At 69.9% G+C, this 22,418-nt stretch carries 15 protein-coding genes; 14 read left to right on the forward strand and 1 reads right to left on the reverse strand.

The genetic code is table 11. The features are described from left to right. Nucleotides 1–47: 47 nt before the first annotated feature. On the reverse strand, nucleotides 48–1,034 hold the full coding sequence (locus AB0M67_RS12145; RefSeq protein WP_365745242.1) for a hypothetical protein: 987 nt from the start codon (nucleotides 1,032–1,034) through the stop codon (nucleotides 48–50). A 136-nt stretch (nucleotides 1,035–1,170) separates the two neighbouring features. On the opposite strand from AB0M67_RS12145, the gene AB0M67_RS12150 reads away from it, so the two are divergent. From AB0M67_RS12150 to AB0M67_RS12215, 14 genes are all read left to right on the forward strand, one after another. Continuing rightward, nucleotides 1,171–3,792 (forward strand): valine--tRNA ligase, encoded by a 2,622-nt coding sequence (locus AB0M67_RS12150; RefSeq protein WP_365745244.1) that lies wholly within the window; start codon nucleotides 1,171–1,173, stop codon nucleotides 3,790–3,792. Nucleotides 3,793–3,907: 115 nt separating this feature from the next. Continuing rightward, complete coding sequence (locus tag AB0M67_RS12155) at nucleotides 3,908–5,422, forward strand: folylpolyglutamate synthase/dihydrofolate synthase family protein (RefSeq protein ID WP_365745246.1); 1,515 nt, start codon at nucleotides 3,908–3,910, stop codon at nucleotides 5,420–5,422. Nucleotides 5,423–5,427: 5 nt separating this feature from the next. After that, nucleotides 5,428–5,781, forward strand: a complete 354-nt coding sequence (locus tag AB0M67_RS12160) for a DUF4233 domain-containing protein (protein ID WP_365745248.1) — start codon at nucleotides 5,428–5,430, stop codon at nucleotides 5,779–5,781. A gap of 65 nt (nucleotides 5,782–5,846) precedes the next feature. Further along, entirely contained in the window at nucleotides 5,847–6,260 is a 414-nt protein-coding gene (gene ndk / locus AB0M67_RS12165) for a nucleoside-diphosphate kinase (RefSeq protein ID WP_249949357.1), read from the forward strand. 248 nt (nucleotides 6,261–6,508) lie between these two features. Beyond that, nucleotides 6,509–7,528 carry a rod shape-determining protein gene (locus tag AB0M67_RS12170; protein ID WP_030352375.1) on the forward strand — a complete coding sequence of 340 codons (1,020 nt, stop codon included), beginning with the start codon at nucleotides 6,509–6,511 and terminating at the stop codon, nucleotides 7,526–7,528. A 128-nt stretch (nucleotides 7,529–7,656) separates the two neighbouring features. After that, nucleotides 7,657–8,685, forward strand: coding sequence for a rod shape-determining protein MreC (mreC, locus tag AB0M67_RS12175; RefSeq protein ID WP_365745249.1), 1,029 nt, complete (start codon nucleotides 7,657–7,659; stop codon nucleotides 8,683–8,685). Between the two features lie 11 nt (nucleotides 8,686–8,696). Next, the gene (mreD, locus tag AB0M67_RS12180) at nucleotides 8,697–9,365 is read left to right on the forward strand and encodes a rod shape-determining protein MreD (protein WP_365745250.1); all 669 of its coding nucleotides are present in this window, start codon (nucleotides 8,697–8,699) and stop codon (nucleotides 9,363–9,365) included. 88 nt (nucleotides 9,366–9,453) lie between these two features. Next, nucleotides 9,454–11,655: a penicillin-binding protein 2 gene (gene mrdA / locus AB0M67_RS12185; protein ID WP_365745252.1), complete on the forward strand. Its 2,202-nt coding sequence runs from the start codon at nucleotides 9,454–9,456 to the stop codon at nucleotides 11,653–11,655. Nucleotides 11,656–11,658: 3 nt separating this feature from the next. After that, nucleotides 11,659–12,858 (forward strand): rod shape-determining protein RodA, encoded by a 1,200-nt coding sequence (rodA, locus tag AB0M67_RS12190; protein WP_365745253.1) that lies wholly within the window; start codon nucleotides 11,659–11,661, stop codon nucleotides 12,856–12,858. 72 nt (nucleotides 12,859–12,930) lie between these two features. Then, nucleotides 12,931–14,493: a CYTH and CHAD domain-containing protein gene (locus tag AB0M67_RS12195; protein WP_365745254.1), complete on the forward strand. Its 1,563-nt coding sequence runs from the start codon at nucleotides 12,931–12,933 to the stop codon at nucleotides 14,491–14,493. Between the two features lie 53 nt (nucleotides 14,494–14,546). Continuing rightward, a complete protein-coding gene (locus AB0M67_RS12200; protein WP_365745255.1) occupies nucleotides 14,547–16,472 on the forward strand; it encodes a TIGR03960 family B12-binding radical SAM protein in 1,926 nt (641 codons plus the stop codon). A 64-nt stretch (nucleotides 16,473–16,536) separates the two neighbouring features. Next, a complete protein-coding gene (locus AB0M67_RS12205; protein ID WP_365745256.1) occupies nucleotides 16,537–17,070 on the forward strand; it encodes a GNAT family N-acetyltransferase in 534 nt (177 codons plus the stop codon). A gap of 267 nt (nucleotides 17,071–17,337) precedes the next feature. Beyond that, nucleotides 17,338–18,144 (forward strand): TIGR03936 family radical SAM-associated protein, encoded by an 807-nt coding sequence (locus tag AB0M67_RS12210; RefSeq protein ID WP_365745257.1) that lies wholly within the window; start codon nucleotides 17,338–17,340, stop codon nucleotides 18,142–18,144. 232 nt (nucleotides 18,145–18,376) lie between these two features. Further along, complete coding sequence (locus AB0M67_RS12215; RefSeq protein ID WP_365745258.1) at nucleotides 18,377–22,387, forward strand: Rne/Rng family ribonuclease; 4,011 nt, start codon at nucleotides 18,377–18,379, stop codon at nucleotides 22,385–22,387. The last annotated feature ends 31 nt before the right edge of the window (nucleotides 22,388–22,418 follow it).

Consider the following 22,418-nt stretch of genomic DNA (forward strand, 5'->3'; position numbering starts at 1 on the left):
GCGCCCGGCCAGTCCAACTGGCCGGGCGCCCCTCTGCTGCTAGGCCCTCAGAGCTTGACGCGGACGTCGTTGCGGAGCTTGGCGGCGATCGCCGCGGCGTCTTCAAGAGACGTGCTCTTGCCCGCCATCGCGCTCGCGATCTCGATGTGCATGGAGAAGCCCAGGGTGCTGCGGTCGCCCCAGATGCAGAGGGGGAAGGTGACTTCCTTCGGTCCCGTGGCGGCGCCGGTGCCTGACCCGTCGTTCTTGATCTTCAGCTCCTGGCACTTCAGGACCGCGTTGTCCAGACCCTCGGGCGTGAACGCCTGAGGGCTGCCGACCATCTCGCCCAAGGAGTCCTTCTCCTCCGTGGACTTCTTCTTCATATAGGCGAACATGGCGTCGACGACCTTCTCCGGGTCGTCGATCTCGCCATAGACCCCGCCGAAGTTCAGGGCCTTGCCGGCCAGCGGGTTGTCCTTGTCGCCCGCCTCGTAGTCGGCGCTGACGTCCTTGGGGTTCTTCACGCCCCAGCTCTCGGCGTCCTTGAGGTCGCTCTCGGTCATGCCGCCGTCGCCGCCGCTGCTCTCGCCCTTCTTGTACTCGCCGTTGAGCACCGTCGCCGGCGTCGTCAGCTTGTGCGGGCCGTCGTCCGCGACGGAGGCGCCGCCGCCGCCTCCCACCAGGAAGTACGCGCCGCCCGCGATCACCGCGAGCGCCAGCACGGACGCGCCGATTATCAGGCCCGTCTTCTTCTTGGGGGCCTGGCCGGGCGGGGGCGGGTACTGGCCGCCGCCGTAAGGGGGCTGCTGGCCGTAAGGCGGCTGCTGGGGCGGCTGGCCGTACGGTCCCGGCTGCTGCGGATAGCCGTAGCCCTGCGGCGGCTGCGGGGGTACGCCCTGCGGAGGGACGCCCTGCGGGGGCTGCTGCGGATAACCGTAGCCGGGCCCCGGAGACCCCTGCGGCGGCTGCTGGCCGTAAGGACCCGGCTGGCCGTACGGTCCTGGCTGCTGCGGCTGCTGCCCACCGTATGGGCCCGGCTGGTTATAACTCATGTGCTGTCCCCTGTGAGTTGCTTATGCGTTCCGAACATCCTGACGGACGAGCCGGAGACCGGGGCCACCCGGGGCCGCACCGTTACCGAACTATCCCGTTTCAGTACGGGGCGGTGACACCTCTAAACTGTGCCCCGTGACCGAGAACACTCAGCAGCAGCCAGCCAGCAACCCCGAACTGCCGACCCAGTACGTTCCGGCCGAGGTAGAGGGGAAGCTGTACGAGCGCTGGGTAGACCGCGGTTACTTCGAGGCCGACGAGAAGAGCGAGAAGCCGCCGTTCACCGTCGTCATCCCGCCGCCGAACGTCACCGGCAGCCTGCACCTCGGGCACGCCTTCGAGCACACGCTCATCGACGCCGTCACCCGCCGCAAGCGCATGCAGGGGTACGAGACGCTGTGGCAGCCCGGCATGGACCACGCGGGCATCGCCACTCAGAACGTCGTCGAGCGCGAGCTGGGCAAGGAGGGCAAGTCCCGGCACGACCTGGGGCGCGAGGCGTTCGTCGAGCGCGTCTGGAAGTGGAAGGCCGAGTCCGGCGGACAGATCTCCGGACAGATGCGCCGGCTCGGGGACGGTGTCGCCTGGTCGCGTGAGCGGTTCACCATGGACGAGGGGCTGTCCAAGGCCGTTCAGACGATCTTCAAGAGGCTCTACGACGACGAGCTGATCTACCGCGCCGAGCGCATCATCAACTGGTGCCCGCGCTGTCTCACCGCGATCTCCGACATCGAGGTCGAGTACCAGGACGACGACGGCGAGCTGGTCTCGCTGAAGTACGGCGAGGGCGAGGACTCGGTCGTCGTCGCCACCACTCGCGCCGAGACGATGCTCGGTGACACGGCCGTCGCCGTCCACCCCGACGACGAGCGGTACGCGCATCTCGTCGGCAAGCGGATCAAGCTGCCGCTCACCGACCGTACGATCCCGGTCGTCGCGGACACCCATGTCGACCCGGAGTTCGGTACGGGCGCCGTCAAGGTGACACCCGCGCACGACCCGAACGACTTCGAGATCGGCCGTCGGCACGATCTGCCGAACATCACGGTCATGGACGAGCGCGCCGTGATCACCGTCCCCGGGCCGTTCGAGGGGCTCGACCGGTTGGAGGCGCGCAGCGCCATCGTCGCCGCGCTGCGGGCCGAGGGCCGTATCGTCGCCGAGAAGCGCCCGTACACGCACTCCGTCGGACACTGCTCCCGCTGCAAGACGACCATCGAGCCGCGCCTCTCGCTCCAGTGGTGGGTCAAGGTCGGGCCGCTGGCCAAGGCGGCCGGGGACGCCGTCCGTGACGGCGAGGTCGCCATCCACCCGAAGGAGATGGAGTCCCGCTACTTCGGCTGGGTCGACAACCTCCACGACTGGTGCATCTCCCGGCAGCTGTGGTGGGGCCACCGCATCCCCGTCTGGTACGGGCCGAACGGCGAGACCGTCTGTGTCGGTCCCGACGACGAGGCGCCGACCGGCGAGGGCTGGACGCAGGACACGGATGTCCTGGACACCTGGTTCTCGTCGGGGCTGTGGCCGTTCTCCACGCTCGGCTGGCCCGAACAGACCCCGAGCGTCGAGAAGTTCTATCCGAACTCGATCCTGATCACCGGCTACGACATCCTCTTCTTCTGGGTCGCCCGGATGATGATGTTCGGTCTGTACGCGATGGACGGCACACCGCCGTTCCGTACGATCGTGCTGCACGGCATGGTCCGTGACGAGCACGGCAAGAAGATGTCGAAGACCTTCGGCAACGTCGTCAATCCGCTCGACTGGATGGACACGTACGGGACCGACGCGGTCCGGTTCACCCTGGCCCGCGGCGCCAACCCGGGTGTCGACGTGCCGATCGGCGAGGACTGGGTCCAGGGCTCCAGGAACTTCGCCAACAAGGTCTGGAACGCCACGCGCTTCGCGATGATGAACGGCGCGACCGTCGAGGGCCCGCTGCCCGACGCGGCCGACATGTCCGCCACCGACCGGTGGATCCTGTCGCGGCTGAACGCCGTGGTCGCGGAGGTCGACGCGTACTACGAGGACTACCAGTTCGCGAAGTTGTCGGACTCCCTCTTCCACTTCGCCTGGGACGAGGTCTTCGACTGGTACGTGGAGCTGTCCAAGACCACCTTCATCGAGGGCGGCGAGGCGGCGAAGGTCTCCGGGCGGGTCCTCGGCGAGGTCCTCGATGTCACCCTGCGTCTGCTGCACCCGATCATCCCCTTCGTCACCGAGACGCTCTGGACCACGCTCACCGGCAAGGAGTCGGTCGTCGTCGCCGACTGGCCGGCCGACGGCGGGTTCCGTGACACGGCGGCCGAGCGGGAGATCGAACACCTTCAGCAGGTGATCACCGAGGTCCGTCGGTTCCGTTCCGACCAGGGGCTCCAGCCCGGCCAGAAGGTCCCGGCACGGCTGGATCTCACGGGTACGCCGCTGGCCGCGCACGAGGCGGCCATCCGGCAGCTGCTGCGCCTCCAGCCGGAGGGCGAGGGCTTCCACGCCACCGCGACGCTGCCGGTCGAGGGGGCGACGGTCGCGCTCGATCTGTCGGGCACGATCGACATCGAGGCGGAGCGCAAGCGGCTGACGAAGGACCTCGGCGCGGCGGAGAAGGAGAAGGCGCAGGCGACGGCGAAGCTCGGCAACGAGGCGTTCCTCGCCAAAGCCCCCGACAATGTGGTCGAGAAGATCCGCGGCCGGCTCACCAAGGCCGAGGCGGACATCGAGCGGCTGACCGCACAGCTCGCGGGCCTGCCCCAGGGCTGACCCGACGAGTACCCGCACCAGTACGAGGCCCCCCGCCATCCGGCCGGGGGCCTCGTCGTCGCGCGGAGCCGGGGCGCGGGCGACCGGTGTCGGTGGTGCTCCGTAGACTGGTCGCGTGAGCGAGCACCGTCCTTCCGACCAGCCCGGCGAGTACGACGAATTCGATGAGATCGTCGACGCCGCGACCGACCGAGACCCCGACCTCGCGGTGATCGAGGCCGGCAGCCGTACGCTGCGCGCCCAGGCCGGGCCCGCGCAGGGTGACGGCGTCCCGGCCCGCCCCGAGGACCCGGAGGTGGACAAGGCGCTGCGCGCCGTCGAGCAGGAGCTGGCGGGCCGCTGGGGCGAGACGAAACTCGACCCGTCCGTCACCAGGATCAAGGGTCTGATGGATGTGCTGGGCGACCCCCAGCGCGCCTATCCGTCGATCCACATCACCGGCACCAACGGCAAGACCTCCACGGCCCGCATGATCGAGGCGCTGCTCGGCGCGTTCGATCTGCGTACCGGCCGGTACACGAGCCCGCATGTCCAGTCCATCACCGAGCGGATCAGTCTGGACGGCGCCCCGATCTCCGCCGAGCGGTTCATCGAGACGTACGAGGACATCAAGCCGTATGTCGAGATGGTCGACGGCGCGCAGGAGTACCGGCTCTCCTTCTTCGAGGTGCTGACCGGTATGGCCTACGCCGCCTTCGCGGACGCGCCGGTGGATGTCGCCGTGGTCGAGGTCGGCATGGGCGGCACCTGGGACGCGACGAATGTCATCGACGCCTCCGTCGCCGTCGTCATGCCGATCGATCTGGACCACACGGACCGGCTCGGCTCCACACCCGGCGAGATCGCCGTGGAGAAGTCCGGGATCATCAAGCCGGGCGCGACGGTCATCCTGGCGCAGCAGCCGGTGGACGCCGCGCAGGTGATGCTGAAGAAGGCCGTCGACGTGGACGCGACGGTCGCCCGCGCGGGCATGGAGTTCGGTGTGGTCGCCCGCGAGATCGCAGTCGGCGGCCAGCTGCTGACCCTGCGCGGTCTCGGCGGTGAGTACGAGCAGATCTTCCTTCCGCTGTACGGCGCGCATCAGGCGCAGAACGCGTCGGTGGCGCTCGCCGCCGTGGAGGCGTTCTTCGGGATCGGCGCGCAGCACGCCCGCCGGCTCGACATGGACACGGTCCGCAAGGCGTTCGCCTCGGTCTCCTCGCCCGGCCGCCTCGAAGTCGTACGGCGCTCGCCGACGGTGGTGCTGGACGCGGCGCACAACCCGGCCGGGGCGCGTGCCGCGGCCGAGGCCCTCACCGAGTCGTTCGGCTTCAGCCGGCTGATCGGTGTGGTGGGTTCCAGCGACGGCAAGGACGTCCGCGGGGTGCTGGAGGCCCTGGAGCCGATCTGCTCGGAGGTCGTCGTCACGCAGAACTCCAGTTTCCGCGCGCTGGGCGCGGATGAGCTGGCGGCTGTCGCCGTCGAGGTATTCGGGGACGACCGGGTCCAGGTCGAGCCGCGCCTCGATGACGCGCTGGAGGCGGCGATCACGCTCGCCGAGGAGGAGTCCGAGTTCGCGGGCGCCGGGGTCCTGGTCACCGGCTCGGTGATCACGGTCGGCGAGGCCCGGCTGCTGCTGAGGAGGCGCTGAACCCCATGCGTACGCTCTGTGCGTCCACACTGATCGGTGAGTTCTTCGTGATCGGCTTCGCCGGTCTCGTCGCGATGAAGTCGGACGATCTGTCGGTGGGGACGGTCTGGACGGTCTGTGGCGTCGCGATGCTGCTGTCCCTGGTGCTCTGCGGGGTGATCACCCGTCCGGGCGGTGTCCAGCTCGGCTGGGCGCTCCAGATCGCGCTGGTCGCCAGCGGTTTCGTGGTGCCCGCGATGTTCGTCCTCGGCGTGATCTTCGCGGCCCTGTGGGGGGCCTCGGTCCACTTCGGGCGGCAGATCGACGTGGCGAAGGCGCGCTGGGCCGAACAGTCATCGGCAGAGGCTGACGCTGTGTGATCGACGGTGTGGTATGCCCTGTAGCCTCTGAGGGCCCGCACCCCGTAGTAGAAGGAGCCCGCACAGTGAGCCAGCGCACGCTTGTCCTGCTCAAGCCCGATGCCGTACGCCGCGGCCTGGTCGGCGAGATCGTCGGCCGTATCGAGCGCAAGGCCGGCTGGACCATCAGCGCCATGGAGCTGCGCACGCTCGACCAGGACACGCTGGAGCAGCACTACGGCGAGCACAAGGGGAAGCCCTTCTACGAGCCGCTGGTCGCGTTCATGGCCTCGGGACCGGTCGTCGCCCTGGTCGTCGACGGCGAGCGGGTCATCGAGGGCGTCCGCGCGCTCGCCGGTCCGACTGACCCGATCGCCGCAGCGCCGGGGTCCATCCGGGGGGACTTCGGGACCATCGTCAGGGAGAACCTGATCCACGCTTCGGACTCGGAGGAGTCCGCCATTCGGGAACTCAAAATCTTCTTCCCGGGACTTTCCTGACCGCTTGTCAGCCAAACGGAGCTGATCGCCTGGGGCGACCGAAGGAATTCGGTCGCCTTTGGGCATATCTAAGCCACTTTCGGGAACGCATCGGTCCGACACTTCGTCACCCTTACTGAGGTGGGCCACCGCGCCGTCGTCCTTGCGACGGCACTACGATGGAAACCTCCAAGCCACAGCACCCACCTCGCCATCCTGAAAAGCCATCAACGCTTGGGAAGGCCAGACGCATCCTCATGGGGAACAACATGTCGTTCATCGGCCGTGACATGGCTGTCGACCTCGGGACCGCCAACACGCTGGTGTACGTCAGAGGCCGGGGGATCGTACTCAACGAGCCGTCCGTCGTCGCCATCAACACCAACACCGGCGGTATTCTCGCGGTCGGCGCCGAGGCGAAGAAGATGATCGGCCGGACACCGGGCAACATCGTTGCCGTCCGGCCACTGAAGGACGGCGTTATCGCCGACTTCGAAATCACCGAGCGCATGCTGCGCTACTTCATCCTGAAGATCCACAAACGCCGCTATCTGGCGCGCCCGCGGGTCGTCGTCTGTGTGCCCTCCGGTATCACGGGCGTTGAGCGTCGCGCCGTCATCGAAGCGTCCACCCAGGCGGGTGCGCGCCAGGTGCACATCATCGAGGAGCCCATGGCCGCGGCCATCGGCTCGGGACTCCCCGTCCACGAGGCCACCGGCAACATGGTCGTGGACATCGGCGGGGGTACGACCGAGGTCGCCGTGATCTCGCTCGGCGGAATCGTCACGGCACAGTCCATCCGGGTCGCCGGCGACGAGTTGGACAACGCGATCATCCAGCACATCAAGAAGGAGTACTCGCTCCTCCTCGGTGAGCGGACCGCCGAGAGCATCAAGATCACCATCGGTTCCGCATACGACCTCGACAAGGACGAGCACACCGAGATCCGCGGCCGTGACCTGGTCTCCGGGCTGCCGAAGACCGTGGTCATCTCCGCCGCCGAGGTGCGCAAGGCCATCGAGGAGCCGGTCAACGCGATCGTCGACGCGGTGAAGACCACGCTCGACAAGTGCCCGCCCGAGCTGTCGGGCGATGTGATGGACCGCGGGATCGTGCTCACCGGCGGCGGCGCCCTGCTGCGCGGTCTCGATGAGCGGCTGCGTCGCGAGACCGGGATGCCGATCCATATCGCCGAGGATCCACTGGACTCCGTGGCGCTCGGATCCGGCAAGTGTGTCGAGGAGTTCGAGGCGCTTCAGCAGGTGCTGGACGCACAGCCCCGCCGATGACGGAGGAGTCCCCGTCCCTCCGGTCCTCCGGGCCGGGGGGACGACCGGCGGGGGCCTCGAACTCCCGCGCGGCGGATCGTTGATATAACCGCAGAATCATTCCTACGAGGAAGGCACGGCCGCCGCACGTGAGGGACACACGAGAGAGCCGTTTGCTCCTGGTGCTGCTGATCGCCATCGCGTTCGCACTGATCACGGTGGATATCCGTGGTGGCGAGGATTCCCCGGTCGACGGCGCGCGGCACGCCGCCGCGACGGTCTTCGGTCCGGTGGAGAGCGGTGTCGCGTCCGCGGTCAATCCGGTGGGCAATGCCATAGGAGCGGTACGGGATTCCGGTGCGCGGCACAATCGCATCGCCGTGCTCCAGAAGGAGAACACCGAGCTGAAACAGCGGCTCGGCAGTGACGACCGCAATCGCAGCCGGGTACGCGAACTGGACAAGATGCTCGCGAAGGCCGGAGCCGGTCAGTACGGAATCAAGGGCGCCGAGGTCATCGCCATAGGAGCGGCCCAGGGATTCTCCTGGACCATCACCATCGATATCGGTGCCAAGGACGGCATCGCGCGCGATATGACCGTGCTGAATGGTGACGGACTTGTCGGGCGTGTCACGACCGTCGGCCCGAGCACATCGACCGTACTGCTCGCCAATGACCCGGACTTCACCGTCGGCACCCGGATGGAGAGCAGCGACGAACTCGGCTTCGCCACCGGCCAGGGCGACCGTCCGCTCTCCGTCCAGCTCCTCAACGGCAAGGCCAAGATCAAGAAGGGCGACCGGCTGGTCACCTTCGGATCCAGCAAGGACAAGCCGTTCGTGCCGGGCGTCCCGGTCGGCGAGGTGGTCCAGGTCGACCCGTCCGGCGGCGATCTGACCCGGACCCTGTACGTACGCCCCTTCGTCGGCTTCACCAAGCTCGACCTCGTCGGCATCGTCGTGGAGGCCCCCCGGCAGGACCCGCGCGACACGGTCCTGCCGCCCAAGTCGCAGCCCACCCCGACGCCCACCGTCACCGTCACGGTCACCCCGTCGCCCAACGCCGATGTCGAGGCGAACGGCGAGGCCGGTACCGGCAATCCGGACGCCAACGCCAATCCGGACCCGAACGCCAATCCGGATCCCAACGCCAACGGCCAAGCAGACGACCAGGAGTAGGGCTGATCCCCATGCGCTTCAACCGGATTCTGCTCTCGACCACGCTGGTCGTGGTCGCCCTCGTCATCCAGGTGTCCGTACTCGCCAGACTCCAGCTCCCCGGCGCCGTCCCCGATCTGATGCTCCTCGTCGTCCTCGCCCTGGCCTTCGTGTACGGCCATGTGGGCGGCGCGTTCATCGGCTTCGGCGCCGGACTGCTGGCCGATCTGGCGCCGCCGGCCGACCATGCCGCCGGCCGCTATGCCCTGGTGCTCTGTGTGATCGGCTATCTGGCCGGACTGGCCCGCCCGGAGAAGGGCCAGATGCGCTCGGCGTTCGTGCCGATGGCCGCGGTCGTCGGCGCGGCGCTCGGCTCGACCCTGCTGTACGCGGCGGTCGGCGCGCTCGTCGGGGACACCGCCGCCCGTCATGTCGGTCTGGCCGGCCTGCTGTTCACCGCCGCGGTCTACGATCTGCTGCTCGCGCCGTTCACCGTTCCGCTGATCATGTTCCTGGCCAGACGCGCCGAGAACGATCCGCTCGCCGAGACCCAGAGCAGCGGCGGCGCCGATGTCGCGTCCGGCTGGACCACCACCGGTACCGGCCTGCGGATCGGCGGCCAGCGTGGCGGACTGCGGCTGAGGGCCGCCCGTAACCGCGCCACGCGGGCCGGTCGTATCAAGGGGGTCAAGCGACTGTGACACCGCATCACCCGGCGGCCGTCGCGCGGACGCCCGCGCGTCCGGCCGGCCACGCACCGTCCGGCCGTACCGTCCGTGGGGGATCGCAGTGAGCAATATTCCGGAGACCGGGCGGACACCGCGGGTCCAGATCCGGCTCATCATCATTCAAGTCCTTGTCTTCTCGCTTCTCCTCACCCTCGGCGGCCGGCTCTGGTACCTCCAGGTCCGCAACGGCCAGGAGTACACGGACGAGGCCAAGAGCAACCACGTACAGCAGGTCGTCCAGCCGGCCGTCCGCGGCTCGATTCTCGACAGCCGCGGGGTCGCGCTCGCCGACAACGAGACCCGGCTCGTCGTCTCCACCAGCCGTACCGAGCTGATGAAGATGCCGGACAAGGGGGTGGCCGTCCTGACCCGGCTCGCCGATGTCCTCGACATGAAGCCCAAGGACGTCATGGACAAGGTCAGGCTCTGCGACTCGAAGACCCCCAAACCCTGCTGGAACGGTTCGCCCTACCAGCCGATCCCGGTCACCGACGAGGCCACCACCCAGCAGGCCCTGCAGATCCGGGAGCGCGCCGAGGACTTCCCCGGCGTCACCGCCGAGCCCACCGCCGTACGCCGCTACGCCGCGCCCGGGCTCGCCAACACCGCTCAGGTGCTCGGCTATCTCTCGCCCGTCACCGACGACGAGATCACCAAGGCCCAGCAGAGCGACTCGCCGTATCTCCGCTCCGACCAGGTGGGCCGCTCCGGCCTGGAGCGCACCTATGACAAGCAGTTGCGCGGCAAGGCGGGAGTCACCCGGTACGAGGTCGACAACCTCGGCCGCGTCATCGGCCAGGCGCGCAACGACAAGGCCGAGCCCGGAGCCAATGTCGTCACGTCGATAGACGCGCGCGTACAGGCCGTCACGGAGTACGAGCTGAACGAGGCGATGAAGGCCGCCCGCAAGGAGATGGACCGCAACACCGGAGAGCACTACAAGGCGGACTCCGGTGCCGCGGTGGTCATGGAGGCGAAGACCGGACGGGTCGTCGCGATGGCCTCCCTGCCGACGTACGACCCCAACGCGTGGGTCGGCGGCATCTCCGCCAAGGAGTACGCCAGGCTCACCGGCAAGAAGTCCAACTTCCCGCTGCTGAACCGGGCGATCCAGGGCCAGGCCGCCCCCGGCTCGATCTTCAAGGTCGTCTCGTCGACCGCCGCGGTCAACGCCGGATACAAGTTCAACGGCAACTACCCCTGCCCCAGTTCGTACAGCGTCGGCGGCCAGGTCTTCCAGAACTTCGAGTCCAGGGGCTACGGCAGCATCACCCTCGGCAAGGCCCTCGAAGTCTCCTGCGACACCGTCTTCTACGGCATCGCGCACAAGGAGTGGCAGAAAGACGGCGGCATGAAGCCGAAGCATCCCAACGACTGGTTCTACAAGACCGCGCACCAGTTCGGCCTCGGCAAGGAGACCGGCATCGACCTCCCCAACGAGGTCACCGGACGCATTCCGGACCGCCAGTGGAAGCAGAGCTTCTGGGAGGCCAACAAGGTCAGCTGGTGCAAGCAGGGCAAGAAGGGCGGCACCTACGTCGAGAAGATCGCCTACGAGGGCTGCCTCGAAGGCAACCGGATGCGCGCCGGTGACTCCGTCAACTACTCGATCGGCCAGGGCGACACCCTCGTCACCCCGATCCAGATGGCGACCATCTACTCGGCCATCGCCAACGGCGGCACCCTCTACGACCCCACGGTCGGCAAGGCGATCGTCAGCGCCGACGGCAAGCGGGTCGAGGAGATCGCGCCCAAGTCCCACGGCAAGCTGCCGACGCGGGGGCGGACGCTGGAGCAGATCAACGAAGCCCTCGCGGCGGTCACGACCACCGGCTCCGCCGCCTGGCGGTTCGGCGGCTGGCCGCAGGACAAGATCCCGATGCACGCCAAGACGGGTACGGCCGAGGTCTACGGCAAGCAGACGACCTCGTGGTTCGCCTCGTACACCGAGGACTACACGATCGTCATGACGATCTCGCAGGGTGGTACCGGCTCCGGAGCCTCGGGGCCCGCCGTGCGAAAGATCTACGAGGCGATGTACGGGCTGAACGCCAAGGGCGACCAGGACGTCGGCAAGGCGCTGATGCCCGAGCCGCGCAAGGAACTGCCGAAGATCCAGCCGGACGGTTCGATCGACGCGCCGAAGATCAGGCCGTACGAGCCGGTGAAGGAAACCCCGGACGAGCAGCTGCTGGCGGGCCCGCTCGACACCGACACCGACACCGACACCGACGACACCGACGTGCCCATTGGGAGGGACTGAGCGATGGCCGGCACAAGTGGCTTCTCGGTCTCCGGATACGGTCCGGAGCGGGGGACCTGGGCCAAGCTCGTGGCCCGCGACTCGATGGTGCGCAGACTCGACTGGCCGCTGCTCTTCTCGGCGCTCGCCCTGTCGCTGGTCGGCTCGCTGCTGGTCTGGTCGGCGACCCGTAACCGCACCCAGCTGAACCAGGGCGATCCGTACTACTTCCTCGTACGCCACCTGCTCAACACCGGTATCGGGATCGCCCTGATGATCGGCACGATCTGGGTCGGGCACCGCCTCATGCGCGGGGCGGTCCCGGCGCTGTACGGGCTCTCCGTCGTCCTGGTCCTGCTGGTCCTCACCCCGCTCGGTGCGACCATCAACGGTGCCCATGCCTGGATCGTGATCGGCGGCGGCTTCACCCTCCAGCCCTCCGAGTTCGTGAAGGTCACGATCATCCTGGCCATGGCGGTCATGCTGGCGGCCCGGGTGGACGCCGGGGACCAGGTCCATCCGGACCATCGCACGGTCGCGAAATCCCTCGTCCTCGCCGTCGTCCCGATGGCCATCGTCATGCTGATGCCGGACCTCGGCTCCGTGATGGTCATGGCCGTCATCGTGCTCGGCGTCCTGCTCGCCTCCGGCGCCTCCAACCGCTGGATCATCGGGCTGGTCGGCGCGGGGGTGGCGGGCGCCATCGCGGTCGCGGCGCTCGGCGTGCTCGACGAGTACCAGATCAACCGCTTCGCGGCCTTCGCCAACCCGGAGCTGGACCCGGCGGGCGTCGGCTACAACACCAACCAGGCGCGGATCGCCATCGGCTCCGGCGGACTCACCGGCACCGGGCTCTTCCACGGCTCCCAGACCACCGGCCAGTTCGTGCCCGAGCAGCAGACCGACTTCGTCTTCACGGTCGCGGGCGAGGAGCTGGGCTTCGTCGGCGCGGGGCTCATCCTGGTGCTGCTCGGTGTGGTCCTGTGGCGTGCCTGCCGGATCGCCCGGGAGACCACCGAGCTGTACGGCACGATCGTCGCGGCGGGGATCATCGCCTGGTTCGCGTTCCAGTCCTTCGAGAACATCGGGATGACGCTCGGGATCATGCCGGTGGCGGGTCTGCCGCTGCCGTTCGTCTCGTACGGAGGCACCGCCATGTTCGCGGCGTGGATCGCCGTCGGACTGCTCCAGTCGATCAGGGTGCAGCGGCCGATGTCGGCCTGAGCGATGCCCGGGCACGCCCCGGACAGGTCCCAGGGGCTGCCCAAGGGCCGCCCCTGGGACTAAATTCGGTACATGGCGGACACAAAGCGAGAGATCGAGCGCAAATACGAACTTCCCGCGCCCTCCCACGCCGATGAACCCTCCGGACTGCCGGATCTCACCGGAGTGAAGGGGGTCGCGTCCGTTCGCGCCCGGGGCGTCGTGGCACTGGACGCCGTCTACTACGACACCGCGGATCTGCGCCTCACCGCGGACCATGTCACGCTGCGGCGCCGCACAGGCGGTGGCGACGAGGGCTGGCATCTGAAGTTCCCGGTCTCCACCGGCATCCGTGACGAGATCCGGGCGCCGCTCGCGGACACCCTTCCCGACGAACTCGCCGCGCTGGTCCGCTCGCGGGTACGCAGCGCCGGGCTGATCCCCGTCGTACGGCTGACGACCTCACGCGATGTCCTTGAGCTGCTCGACGCGAAGGGCACGCCGCTCGCCGAGGCGAGCGTGGACGCCGTACGGGCGCGACGTCTCACCGGGGACACCGGCGGCGAGGACACCGGGACCGTCTCCTGGACCGAGGTCGAGGTGGAGCTGGGCGACGACGCCGATCCCGCGATCCTCGACGCGGTGGAGAAGAAGCTGCGCAAGGCCGGTCTGCGCCCGGCGTCCGCCGCGTCGAAGCTCGGCAGGGCACTGGCCGAGACGGCGCCCCACGAGCCGGGCAGCGCCGGGGACAAGGCGTCCACGGGCGGGCCGCGCAGCGCCGGGGACCATATCCTCGCCTATCTGCGCGACCAGGCCGACGCGATCGTCGCCCAGGACGCCGCCGTACGCCGCGATCTGCCGGACTCCGTGCACCAGCTGCGGGTCGCCACCCGCCGGCTGCGCTCCGCCTTCCGTACGTACCGCAAGATCCTCGACCGGTCGGTCACCGACCCGGTCGCCGAGGAGCTCAAGTGGGTCGCGGCGGAGCTGGGCGTCGACCGCGACCATGAAGTCCTCGACGAGCGGCTGGGTTCCCGGATCGACGCGCTGCCCGTGACTCTGCTCCTCGGGCCGGTGCGCGCCCGGCTCCGGTCCTGGGACGCCGCCCAGCGCGCCGGATCCCGGAGCAGGACCGTCGCCGTACTCGACAGCGAGCGGTATCTGACCCTGCTGGACACACTCGACGGACTGCTCACCGCGCCGCCGCTGCGGCCGGACGCGGCGCAGCCCGCCGCGAAGGCGCTGCCCAGGGCGATCCTCAAGAACTACGAGCGCTTGGCCGGCCGGGTCGGCCACGCGCTGGCGCTCGCGCCGGGTGAGGAACGCGACCTGGCGATGCACAACGCCCGCAAGGCCGCCAAGCGCGCCCGCTACGCCGCCGAGGCGGCCCGGCCCGCCCTGGGCAAGGCGGCCAAGCGGTTCGCCAACCGCATGAAGGCCCTCCAGACCGCGCTCGGTGACCACCAGGACAGCGTGGTGGCCCGTGAAGCCCTCCGTGATCTCGCGGTCCAGGCCCATACGGCGGGCGAGTCCGCCTTCACCTGGGGCCTGCTCCACGGTCAGGAGGAGGCCCAGGGCGAGCGCCGTGAACGGGAGCTGCCGGAGCTGTGGGAGAAGGCGTCCGACCCCCGCTTGCGGGCGGATCTGACCGGGTGACCATCGGGGTAGGCTGAATGTTCGCATCTGTCAGTCCACGAAAGATCGCCGTGATGCCTGCCGAATCGGTCTTCCCGCAGCTCGAAGCCCTGCTCCCGCATGTGCAGAAGCCGATCCAGTACGTCGGTGGTGAACTGAACTCCACGGTCAAGCCGTGGGATTCCACCGATGTCCGCTGGGCGCTGATGTACCCGGACGCCTACGAGGTCGGGCTCCCCAACCAGGGCGTCATGATCCTTTACGAGGTACTGAACGAGCGCGAGGGCGTGCTCGCCGAGCGTACGTACAGCGTCTGGCCGGACCTCGAAGAGCTGATGCGCGAGCACAAGGTCCCGCAGTTCACGGTGGACAGCCACCGGCCGGTCGGCGCCTTCGACGTCTTCGGGCTGAGCTTCTCGACCGAGCTCGGCTACACCAACATGCTCACCGCCCTGGACCTCGCGGGCATTCCGCTCGCGGCCCGGGACCGTACCGTCGACCACCCCATCGTGCTCGCCGGCGGCCACGCCGCCTTCAACCCCGAGCCGATCGCCGAGTTCATCGACTGCGCGGTCATCGGCGACGGTGAGCAGGCCGTGCTGGAGATCACCGAGATCATCCGGGCCTGGAAGGCGGAGGGCCGCCCCGGCGGGCGCGAGGAGGTCCTCTTCCGGCTCGCGAAGACCGGCGGGGTGTACGTCCCCGGCTTCTACGACGTCGAGTATCTGCCGGACGGCCGGATCGCCCGTGTCGTACCGAACAGGTCCGGCGTCCCGTGGCGGGTGTCCAAGCACACCGTGATGGACCTCGACGAGTGGCCGTACCCGAAGCAGCCGCTCGTCCCGCTCGCCGAGACCGTCCACGAGCGGATGTCCGTGGAGATCTTCCGCGGCTGCACACGCGGCTGCCGGTTCTGCCAGGCGGGCATGATCACCCGCCCGGTGCGCGAGCGCAGCATCACCGGAATCGGTGAGATGGTCGAGAAGGGGCTGAAGGCGACCGGCTTCGAGGAGGTCGGGCTGCTCTCGCTCTCCTCCGCCGACCACAGCGAGATCGGCGATATCGCCAAGGGGCTCGCGGACCGCTACGAGGAGGACAAGGTCGGGCTGTCGCTCCCGTCCACCCGCGTCGACGCGTTCAATGTCGATCTGGCCAACGAGCTGACCAGGAACGGCCGCAGGTCCGGTCTGACCTTCGCGCCCGAGGGCGGCTCCGAGCGGCTGCGCAAGGTCATCAACAAGATGGTCTCGGAGGAGGACCTGATCCGTACGGTCTCCACCGCGTACGGCAACGGCTGGCGGCAGGTGAAGCTGTACTTCATGTGCGGTCTGCCCACCGAGACCGACGAGGACGTCCTCCAGATCGGCGACATGGCGGTCAGGGTGATCGCCGAGGGCCGCAAGGTGTCCGGCCAGAACGACATCCGCTGTACGGTCTCGATCGGCGGGTTCGTACCCAAGCCGCACACCCCGTTCCAGTGGGCGCCGCAGCTCAGCGCCGAGGAGACCGACGCCCGTCTGGAGAAGCTCCGCGACAAGATCCGCGGCGACAAGAAGTACGGCCGCTCCATCGGCTTCCGCTACCACGACGGCAAGCCCGGCATCGTCGAGGGCCTCCTCTCGCGCGGCGACCGGCGGGTCGGCGCGGTCATCCGCGCGGTGTACGAGGACGGCGGCCGGTTCGACGGCTGGCGTGAGCACTTCTCCTACGACCGCTGGATGGCCTGCGCGGAGAAGACGCTGCCGGAGCTCGGCGTGGACGTCGCCTGGTACACGACGCGCGAGCGTACGTACGAGGAGGTCCTGCCCTGGGACCATCTGGACTCCGGTCTCGACAAGGACTGGCTCTGGGAGGACTGGCAGGACGCGCTCGACGAGACCGAGGTCGAGGACTGCCGCTGGACGCCGTGCTTCGACTGCGGTGTCTGCCCGCAGATGGACACCGAGATCCAGATCGGCCCCACGGGCAAGAAGCTGCTGCCGCTCACTGTCGTCAAGTAGCGGGCTGCGGCCCGGCGTGACCCAGCGCGCGCCGGGCCGTACCGCACGCCTGCACAATGGGCTGATGCCGCAGCTCATCGCCCCTGACATCCGGATCCACGCCTCCTTCCTGGACGCCATGAAGGAATTCGTCGAAGAGGGCGCGGACGAGCGCTCGTTACTCCTGCACGAGATGGAGGAGTTCGGCGGGACCTGGCACCGGCCCGAGGTCTTCGCCGCGTATGTGGCGCGGCTCAACGCCGAGCCGCTGGAGGAGACCCCGCGGATCGAGGGGTGGGTGCCCAACACCACACTCTGGTACGTCGAGGGCGAAACCTTTCTGGGACGGCTCGCCATCCGCCACCGGCTCAACCCGTTCCTGCGCGAGCTGGGCGGCCATATCGGCTATGCCGTACGTCCCACCGCGCGGCGGCAGGGCCACGCGACCGCCATGCTCACCGCGTCCCTGCCCGTCGCCCGTGCCATCGGCCTCGAATCCGTCCTGGTCACCTGCGACACCACCAATATCCCGTCGCGGAAGGTGATCGAGGCGGCCGGCGGGGTACTGGAGGACCAGCGCGGCGGAAAGCTCCGCTACTGGATTCGGACGGACGCCTGAGCTCCCCGGCCCCGGCGGGCGCAGCTGGGCGGGGACCGTCCAGCTGAGGGCGGGGAACCGCGGGAGGGCCGTACGCGTACTCTGGGTAGTACAACGATCGTCCCCGGCGCGAACCCCGCACCCGAGATCTCCCCGCGAAAGCGGGGCTGAGCCGGGACCCGGGGTCACCCCCACGTCCGAGGGCGGCGCGTCACCGCGTACCGCCCGCACCGAGGAGAAGAACCACTGGGCAAGCGACAGCCCGAAGGCCCGCCACCCGCACCGGCGGTGCAGCGCATCCGACTGCGCTACACCAAGCGCGGCCGCCTCCGGTTCACCAGCCACCGTGACTTCCAGCGCGCCTTCGAGCGGGCGCTGCGCCGCGCCGAGGTGCCCATGGCGTACTCGGCGGGGTTCACCCCGCATCCGAAGGTGTCGTACGCCAATGCCGCACCCACCGGCACGGGCAGCGAGGCCGAGTTCCTGGAGATCGCCCTGGTGGAGGTGTGCGACCCGGACAAGCTGCGTGAGCTGCTCGACGAGTCGCTGCCGGCCGGCCTGGACATCATCGACGCTGTCGAGGCACGTACATCGGGGCTCGCCGACCGGCTGACCGCTTCCGTGTGGGAGCTGCGGCTGGACGGCGTCGAGCCGCGCGCGGCGGAAGAGGCCGTGGCCGCCTTCCTGGCCGCCGAGTCGGTCGAGGTCGAGCGCCGTACGAAGAACGGTCTGCGGACCTTCGACGCACGGGGGGCCGTGGCCGGCCTGGAAGCTGTCACGCCGACGGGTACGGAGGGGGTTCGGTCCCGGCCTGATAGGCCGGGGGACGGGCCCTGTGCGATACTGCGGCTGGTCGTTCGGCACGTGACACCTGCCGTGCGACCCGACGACGTCCTGTCCGGTCTCCGAGCTGTGGCCGACCTGGCGCCGCCGGTCCCCGCAGCGGTGACCAGGCTGGCGCAGGGGCTCTTCGACGAGGAGTCCGGAACGGTGACCGATCCGCTCGCGCCCGACCGCGAGGCAGCCCGGCCCGCCCCACCCAAGGCCGCCGGACCCGCCGCCGCGAAGGCGCCGGAAGGTGCGGGTACCGCGTAGGGCGGTCGTTGTAGCGCAGCCCTGGGACTCGGGAGCCACCTGGGTCGGGCGGCGCACTGACCAGAAGACTTTCGCCAGGCCGTACGTACATCGCGTAGGGAACCGGCGAGCCAGACATAACAGCTCCCGTGCGGCGCCCGCGCCCCGGACGGCGGCATTCGCGCAGCGCGCGAGCCGCAGCCGGACCGGAATCAGGCGTGGCGCCCGGGAGCGTGACGGGAGAACCGCCCGCATGCTTGAGCCCACTGAACCCGGCACCCCCGGGGACACCAACGAAGAGAACAACTCACCCAGCGATACGCTGCCGCCGCGCCGCAGGCGCCGCGCCGCGTCCCGCCCGGCGGGCCCGCCCGCCGCTGCCGCGGGAACAGAGGACGCCACGAGCGTCACGGAGACCGTCGCGCAGGCCGTACCGGCCGCCGAGGCCGCGGGGGCGGCAGCGAGCGACGGTACGGGTGTGACGGAGGAGCCGGTGGCCGCGCCGCGTGCGCGCCGTCGTGCGACTCGTAAGACCGCTGCCCCCGCGCCTGAGGTGACGACGGTTGAGCCGGTTGAGGCTGCCGTGGTGCCTGAGGCCGTGGAGTCTGTTGTGGCGGAGGAGGAGCCGGTGGTCGCGCCGCGTGCGCGTCGCCGTGCGACTCGTAAGACCGCGGCTCCCGCGCCTGAGGTGACGGTTGAGCCGGTTGAGGCTGCCGTGGTGCCTGAGGTCGTGGAGTCCGTTGTGGCCGAGGAGGAGCCGGTGGTCGCGCCGCGTGCGCGCCGTCGTGCCACCCGTAAGACCGCCGCTCCCGCGCCCGTCGCCGTCGAGACCGCCGCCCCCGAGGCTCCTGAGGCCGTCACGGCCCCGGTGGAGAGCCCCGTCGAGGAGCCCGCGCCGGCCGGCCGTACCCGCCGCCGCGCCACCCGCAAGGCCACCGCGCCCGCCGGTGCGCCCGCGCCCGAGGTGAACGCGAGCGCCAACGCCAACGGAGCCCCGGCGGGCGAGAGCCTGCCGCAGGCCACCGTCACCCAGATCGCCGCCGACGAGACCGAGGTCGAGGCCGCCGAGCAGGCCGCCACGCGTGGCCGTACGCGCCGCCGCGCCGCCGCGCCGGAGACCACCGTCGAGGAGAAGCCCGCGCCGAAGGCCGCGCAGAGCGAGACCGAGGCGCCCGAGCGCTCGCGTCGCCGCGCCACCCGGCCCGCCGTGGCCGTCTTCCGCGCGCCCGTCTTCACCGAGCCGATGTTCCAGACCCCGGAGACGGCCGCCGCCGCGGCCGCCGCCGTCACGCCGGTGGACGACGACGAGGACCTCGACGAGACCGAGGAAGAGACGCGGACCGCGGCGGTGCGCGAGCCCGTCGCCGCTTCCGAGCCCTCGGGCCGCCGGCGGCGTCGCCGGCGCGGCGAGCCCGCCGAGCCCGTGGAGGCCCCCCGGGCCGACGCGGAGGCGCCGCACGAGCACGCCGAGGAGACCGAGGCCGAGCCGGACGCGGAGCAGTCCGCCGAGGGCGACGACTCCGACGAGTACGAGGACCGTCCGTCGCGCCGCCGCCGCCGGGGCGGCCGTCGCCGTCGTCGCGGCGAGTCCGCGGACGCCGAGGACACCACGGATGAGCAGGACGAGTCCGGGGCCCACGCCGACGCCGACGCCGAGGACACCGGCAAGGACGGCGAGCGGGCCGAACGGGCCGAAGACGACGACGAGGACGACCACGAAGAGGCCGAGGCCCCCTCGGGCGGCGGCTCCTCCAGCAGCCGGCGCCGCCGTCGCAGGCGCCGTCGCAGTGGTGACGGCGGCTCCGAGGCGGAGTCCGGCGGGGACGACCCGGAGCGTACGGTCGTCAAGGTCCGCGAGCCGCGCAAGAAGGAAGAGCGCGAGCTGAGCACCAGCTCCGACGAGGTGCAGTCCATCAAGGGCTCGACCCGTCTGGAGGCCAAGAAGCAGCGCCGCCGCGAGGGCCGCGAGCAGGGCCGTCGCAGGGTGCCGATCATCACCGAGGCGGAGTTCCTGGCGCGCCGGGAGGCCGTCGAGCGCGTGATGGTCGTCCGTCAGAACGGTGAGCGCACCCAGATCGGCGTCCTTGAGGACAACGTGCTCGTCGAGCACTACGTCAACAAGGAGCAGGCCACCAGCTACGTCGGCAATGTGTATCTGGGCAAGGTCCAGAACGTACTGCCGTCGATGGAGGCCGCGTTCGTCGACATCGGCAAGGGACGCAACGCCGTCCTGTACGCGGGTGAGGTCAACTTCGAGGCGCTGGGCATGGCCAACGGCCCGCGCCGGATCGAGACCGCGCTCAAGTCCGGCCAGTCGGTGCTCGTACAGGTCACCAAGGACCCGATCGGCCACAAGGGCGCGCGTCTGACCAGCCAGGTGTCGCTGCCCGGCCGCTATCTGGTCTATGTGCCCGAGGGCTCGATGACCGGCATCAGCCGCAAGCTGCCCGACACCGAGCGGTCCCGGCTGAAGACCATCCTCAAGAAGATCGTCCCCGAGGACGCGGGCGTCATCGTCCGTACCGCCGCGGAGGGCGCCAGCGAGGACGAGCTGCGCCGCGATGTCGAGCGGCTTCAGTCGCAGTGGGAGGACATCAAGAAGAAGTCGAAGAGCGGCAACGCCCCGACGCTTCTCTACGGTGAGCCCGATATGACCGTGCGGGTCGTCCGTGACATCTTCAACGAGGACTTCTCGAAGGTCATCGTCAGCGGCGACGACGCGTGGCAGACCATTCACGGCTATGTCGACCATGTCGCGCCCGACCTCTCGGACCGGCTGTCGCGCTGGACGAGCGAGGTCGACGTCTTCGCGACGTACCGCATCGACGAGCAGCTGATGAAGGCGCTGGACCGCAAGGTCTGGCTGCCCAGCGGTGGTTCGCTGGTGATCGACAAGACCGAGGCCATGATCGTGGTCGACGTCAACACCGGGAAGTTCACCGGTCAGGGCGGCAATCTTGAGGAGACCGTCACCAGGAACAACCTGGAGGCGGCCGAGGAGATCGTGCGCCAGCTGCGGCTGCGCGACCTGGGCGGCATCGTCGTCATCGACTTCATCGACATGGTGCTCGAATCCAACCGTGACCTGGTACTGCGGCGGCTGCTTGAGTGCCTGGGCCGGGACCGTACGAAGCACCAGGTCGCCGAGGTCACCTCGCTGGGTCTGGTGCAGATGACCCGTAAGCGGGTCGGCCAGGGGCTGCTGGAGTCCTTCTCCGAGACCTGTGTCCACTGCAACGGACGCGGTGTGATCGTGCACATGGAGCAGCCCACGGCGGCCGGTGGCGGTGGCAACGGCAAGCGCTCCAAGAAGCGCGGTCGCGGCGGCGCCGGTACGGAGCACGAGCACGAGCACGTCGAGATCGTGGCGGAGACCGAGGCCGAGACAGAGGCCGAGGTAGCGGCGGAGGTGGCGGCCCCGGTCGCACTGGCCGAGCCGCTGTCCGACACGTTCGCGCCGGACGAGGAGCTGTTCAGCAGCGTGGCGGAGGCGGAGGCGTCCGTACGCGGCCGTTCGCGCCGCCGGGCGTCCCGTAAGGCGTCCGCCCCGGCGGGGTCGCCGAGGAGCGCGGAGCCGGAGCAGGTGCCGGCTCAGGTGGTCAGGACGGAGGCCCCGGCCGCCGAGACGCGTGTCGAGACACCGGTGGAGTCGCCGGTGGAGACCCCGGCACCGGACGCGGCCCCCGCCGCCGCGCCGGAGACGCCCGCCGAGGAGGCGGCCCCCAAGGGCCGTACGCGCCGCCGGGCCACGCGCAAGGCGACGGCTCCGGCCGGTTCGCCGAAGGCCGCCGACACGGAGGCCGCCGCCGAGGTGGTCGTGCCGGTGGTCGCCGAGCCCGAGGCCGTACCCGAGCGGGTGGCGGCCGAGCCGGCCGCGGCCGAAGCGCCCGTCGCCGAAGAGGCGCCGGTCGCGGCTCCGCCCCGGGCGCGCCGCAGGGCGACCCGCAAGGTCACCGCGCCGGCCGGGTCTCCCTCGGGCGCCGAGGACGCGGCGATCGTCGTCGTGGAGCCCGCCAGGGCGGAGGAGCCCGCGCAGGCCGGGGAACCGGCCGTGGAGGAGCCCGCGGCCCCGGCCAAGAAGGCGGTGCGCAAGACCGCCAAGAAGGCGACGACGGCGAAGAAGACGGCCGCCAAGAAGACGACGGCCAAGAAGACCGCCGCGAAGAAGACAACGGCCAAGAAGACGGCCAAGTCGACGACGAAGAAGACCGCGGCGGCCGAGCGTACGACGCCCTCCGGCGTCACCGCCTCCACGGAGGACTGACACCGTCGCCCCCCGGGTCGCCGTACGGGCC

The sequence above is a fragment of the Streptomyces sp. NPDC051662 genome (genome assembly GCF_040681655.1).
Lineage (GTDB): Bacteria > Actinomycetota > Actinomycetes > Streptomycetales > Streptomycetaceae > Streptomyces.

Bases quoted from the DNA above. Each gene is read 5' to 3' on its own strand.
- AB0M67_RS12145 (WP_365745242.1), bottom strand. From the start codon at position 1,034: ATGAGTTATAACCAGCCGGGCCCATACGGTGGGCAGCAGCCGCAGCAG.
- mreD (WP_365745250.1), top strand. From the start codon at position 8,697: ATGCGCTTCAACCGGATTCTGCTCTCGACCACGCTGGTCGTGGTCGCC.
- AB0M67_RS12170 (WP_030352375.1), top strand. From the start codon at position 6,509: ATGTCGTTCATCGGCCGTGACATGGCTGTCGACCTCGGGACCGCCAAC.
- rodA (WP_365745253.1), top strand. From the start codon at position 11,659: ATGGCCGGCACAAGTGGCTTCTCGGTCTCCGGATACGGTCCGGAGCGG.
- AB0M67_RS12200 (WP_365745255.1), top strand. From the start codon at position 14,547: ATGCCTGCCGAATCGGTCTTCCCGCAGCTCGAAGCCCTGCTCCCGCAT.
- AB0M67_RS12195 (WP_365745254.1), top strand. From the start codon at position 12,931: ATGGCGGACACAAAGCGAGAGATCGAGCGCAAATACGAACTTCCCGCG.
- AB0M67_RS12205 (WP_365745256.1), top strand. From the start codon at position 16,537: ATGCCGCAGCTCATCGCCCCTGACATCCGGATCCACGCCTCCTTCCTG.
- AB0M67_RS12160 (WP_365745248.1), top strand. From the start codon at position 5,428: ATGCGTACGCTCTGTGCGTCCACACTGATCGGTGAGTTCTTCGTGATC.
- AB0M67_RS12215 (WP_365745258.1), top strand. From the start codon at position 18,377: ATGCTTGAGCCCACTGAACCCGGCACCCCCGGGGACACCAACGAAGAG.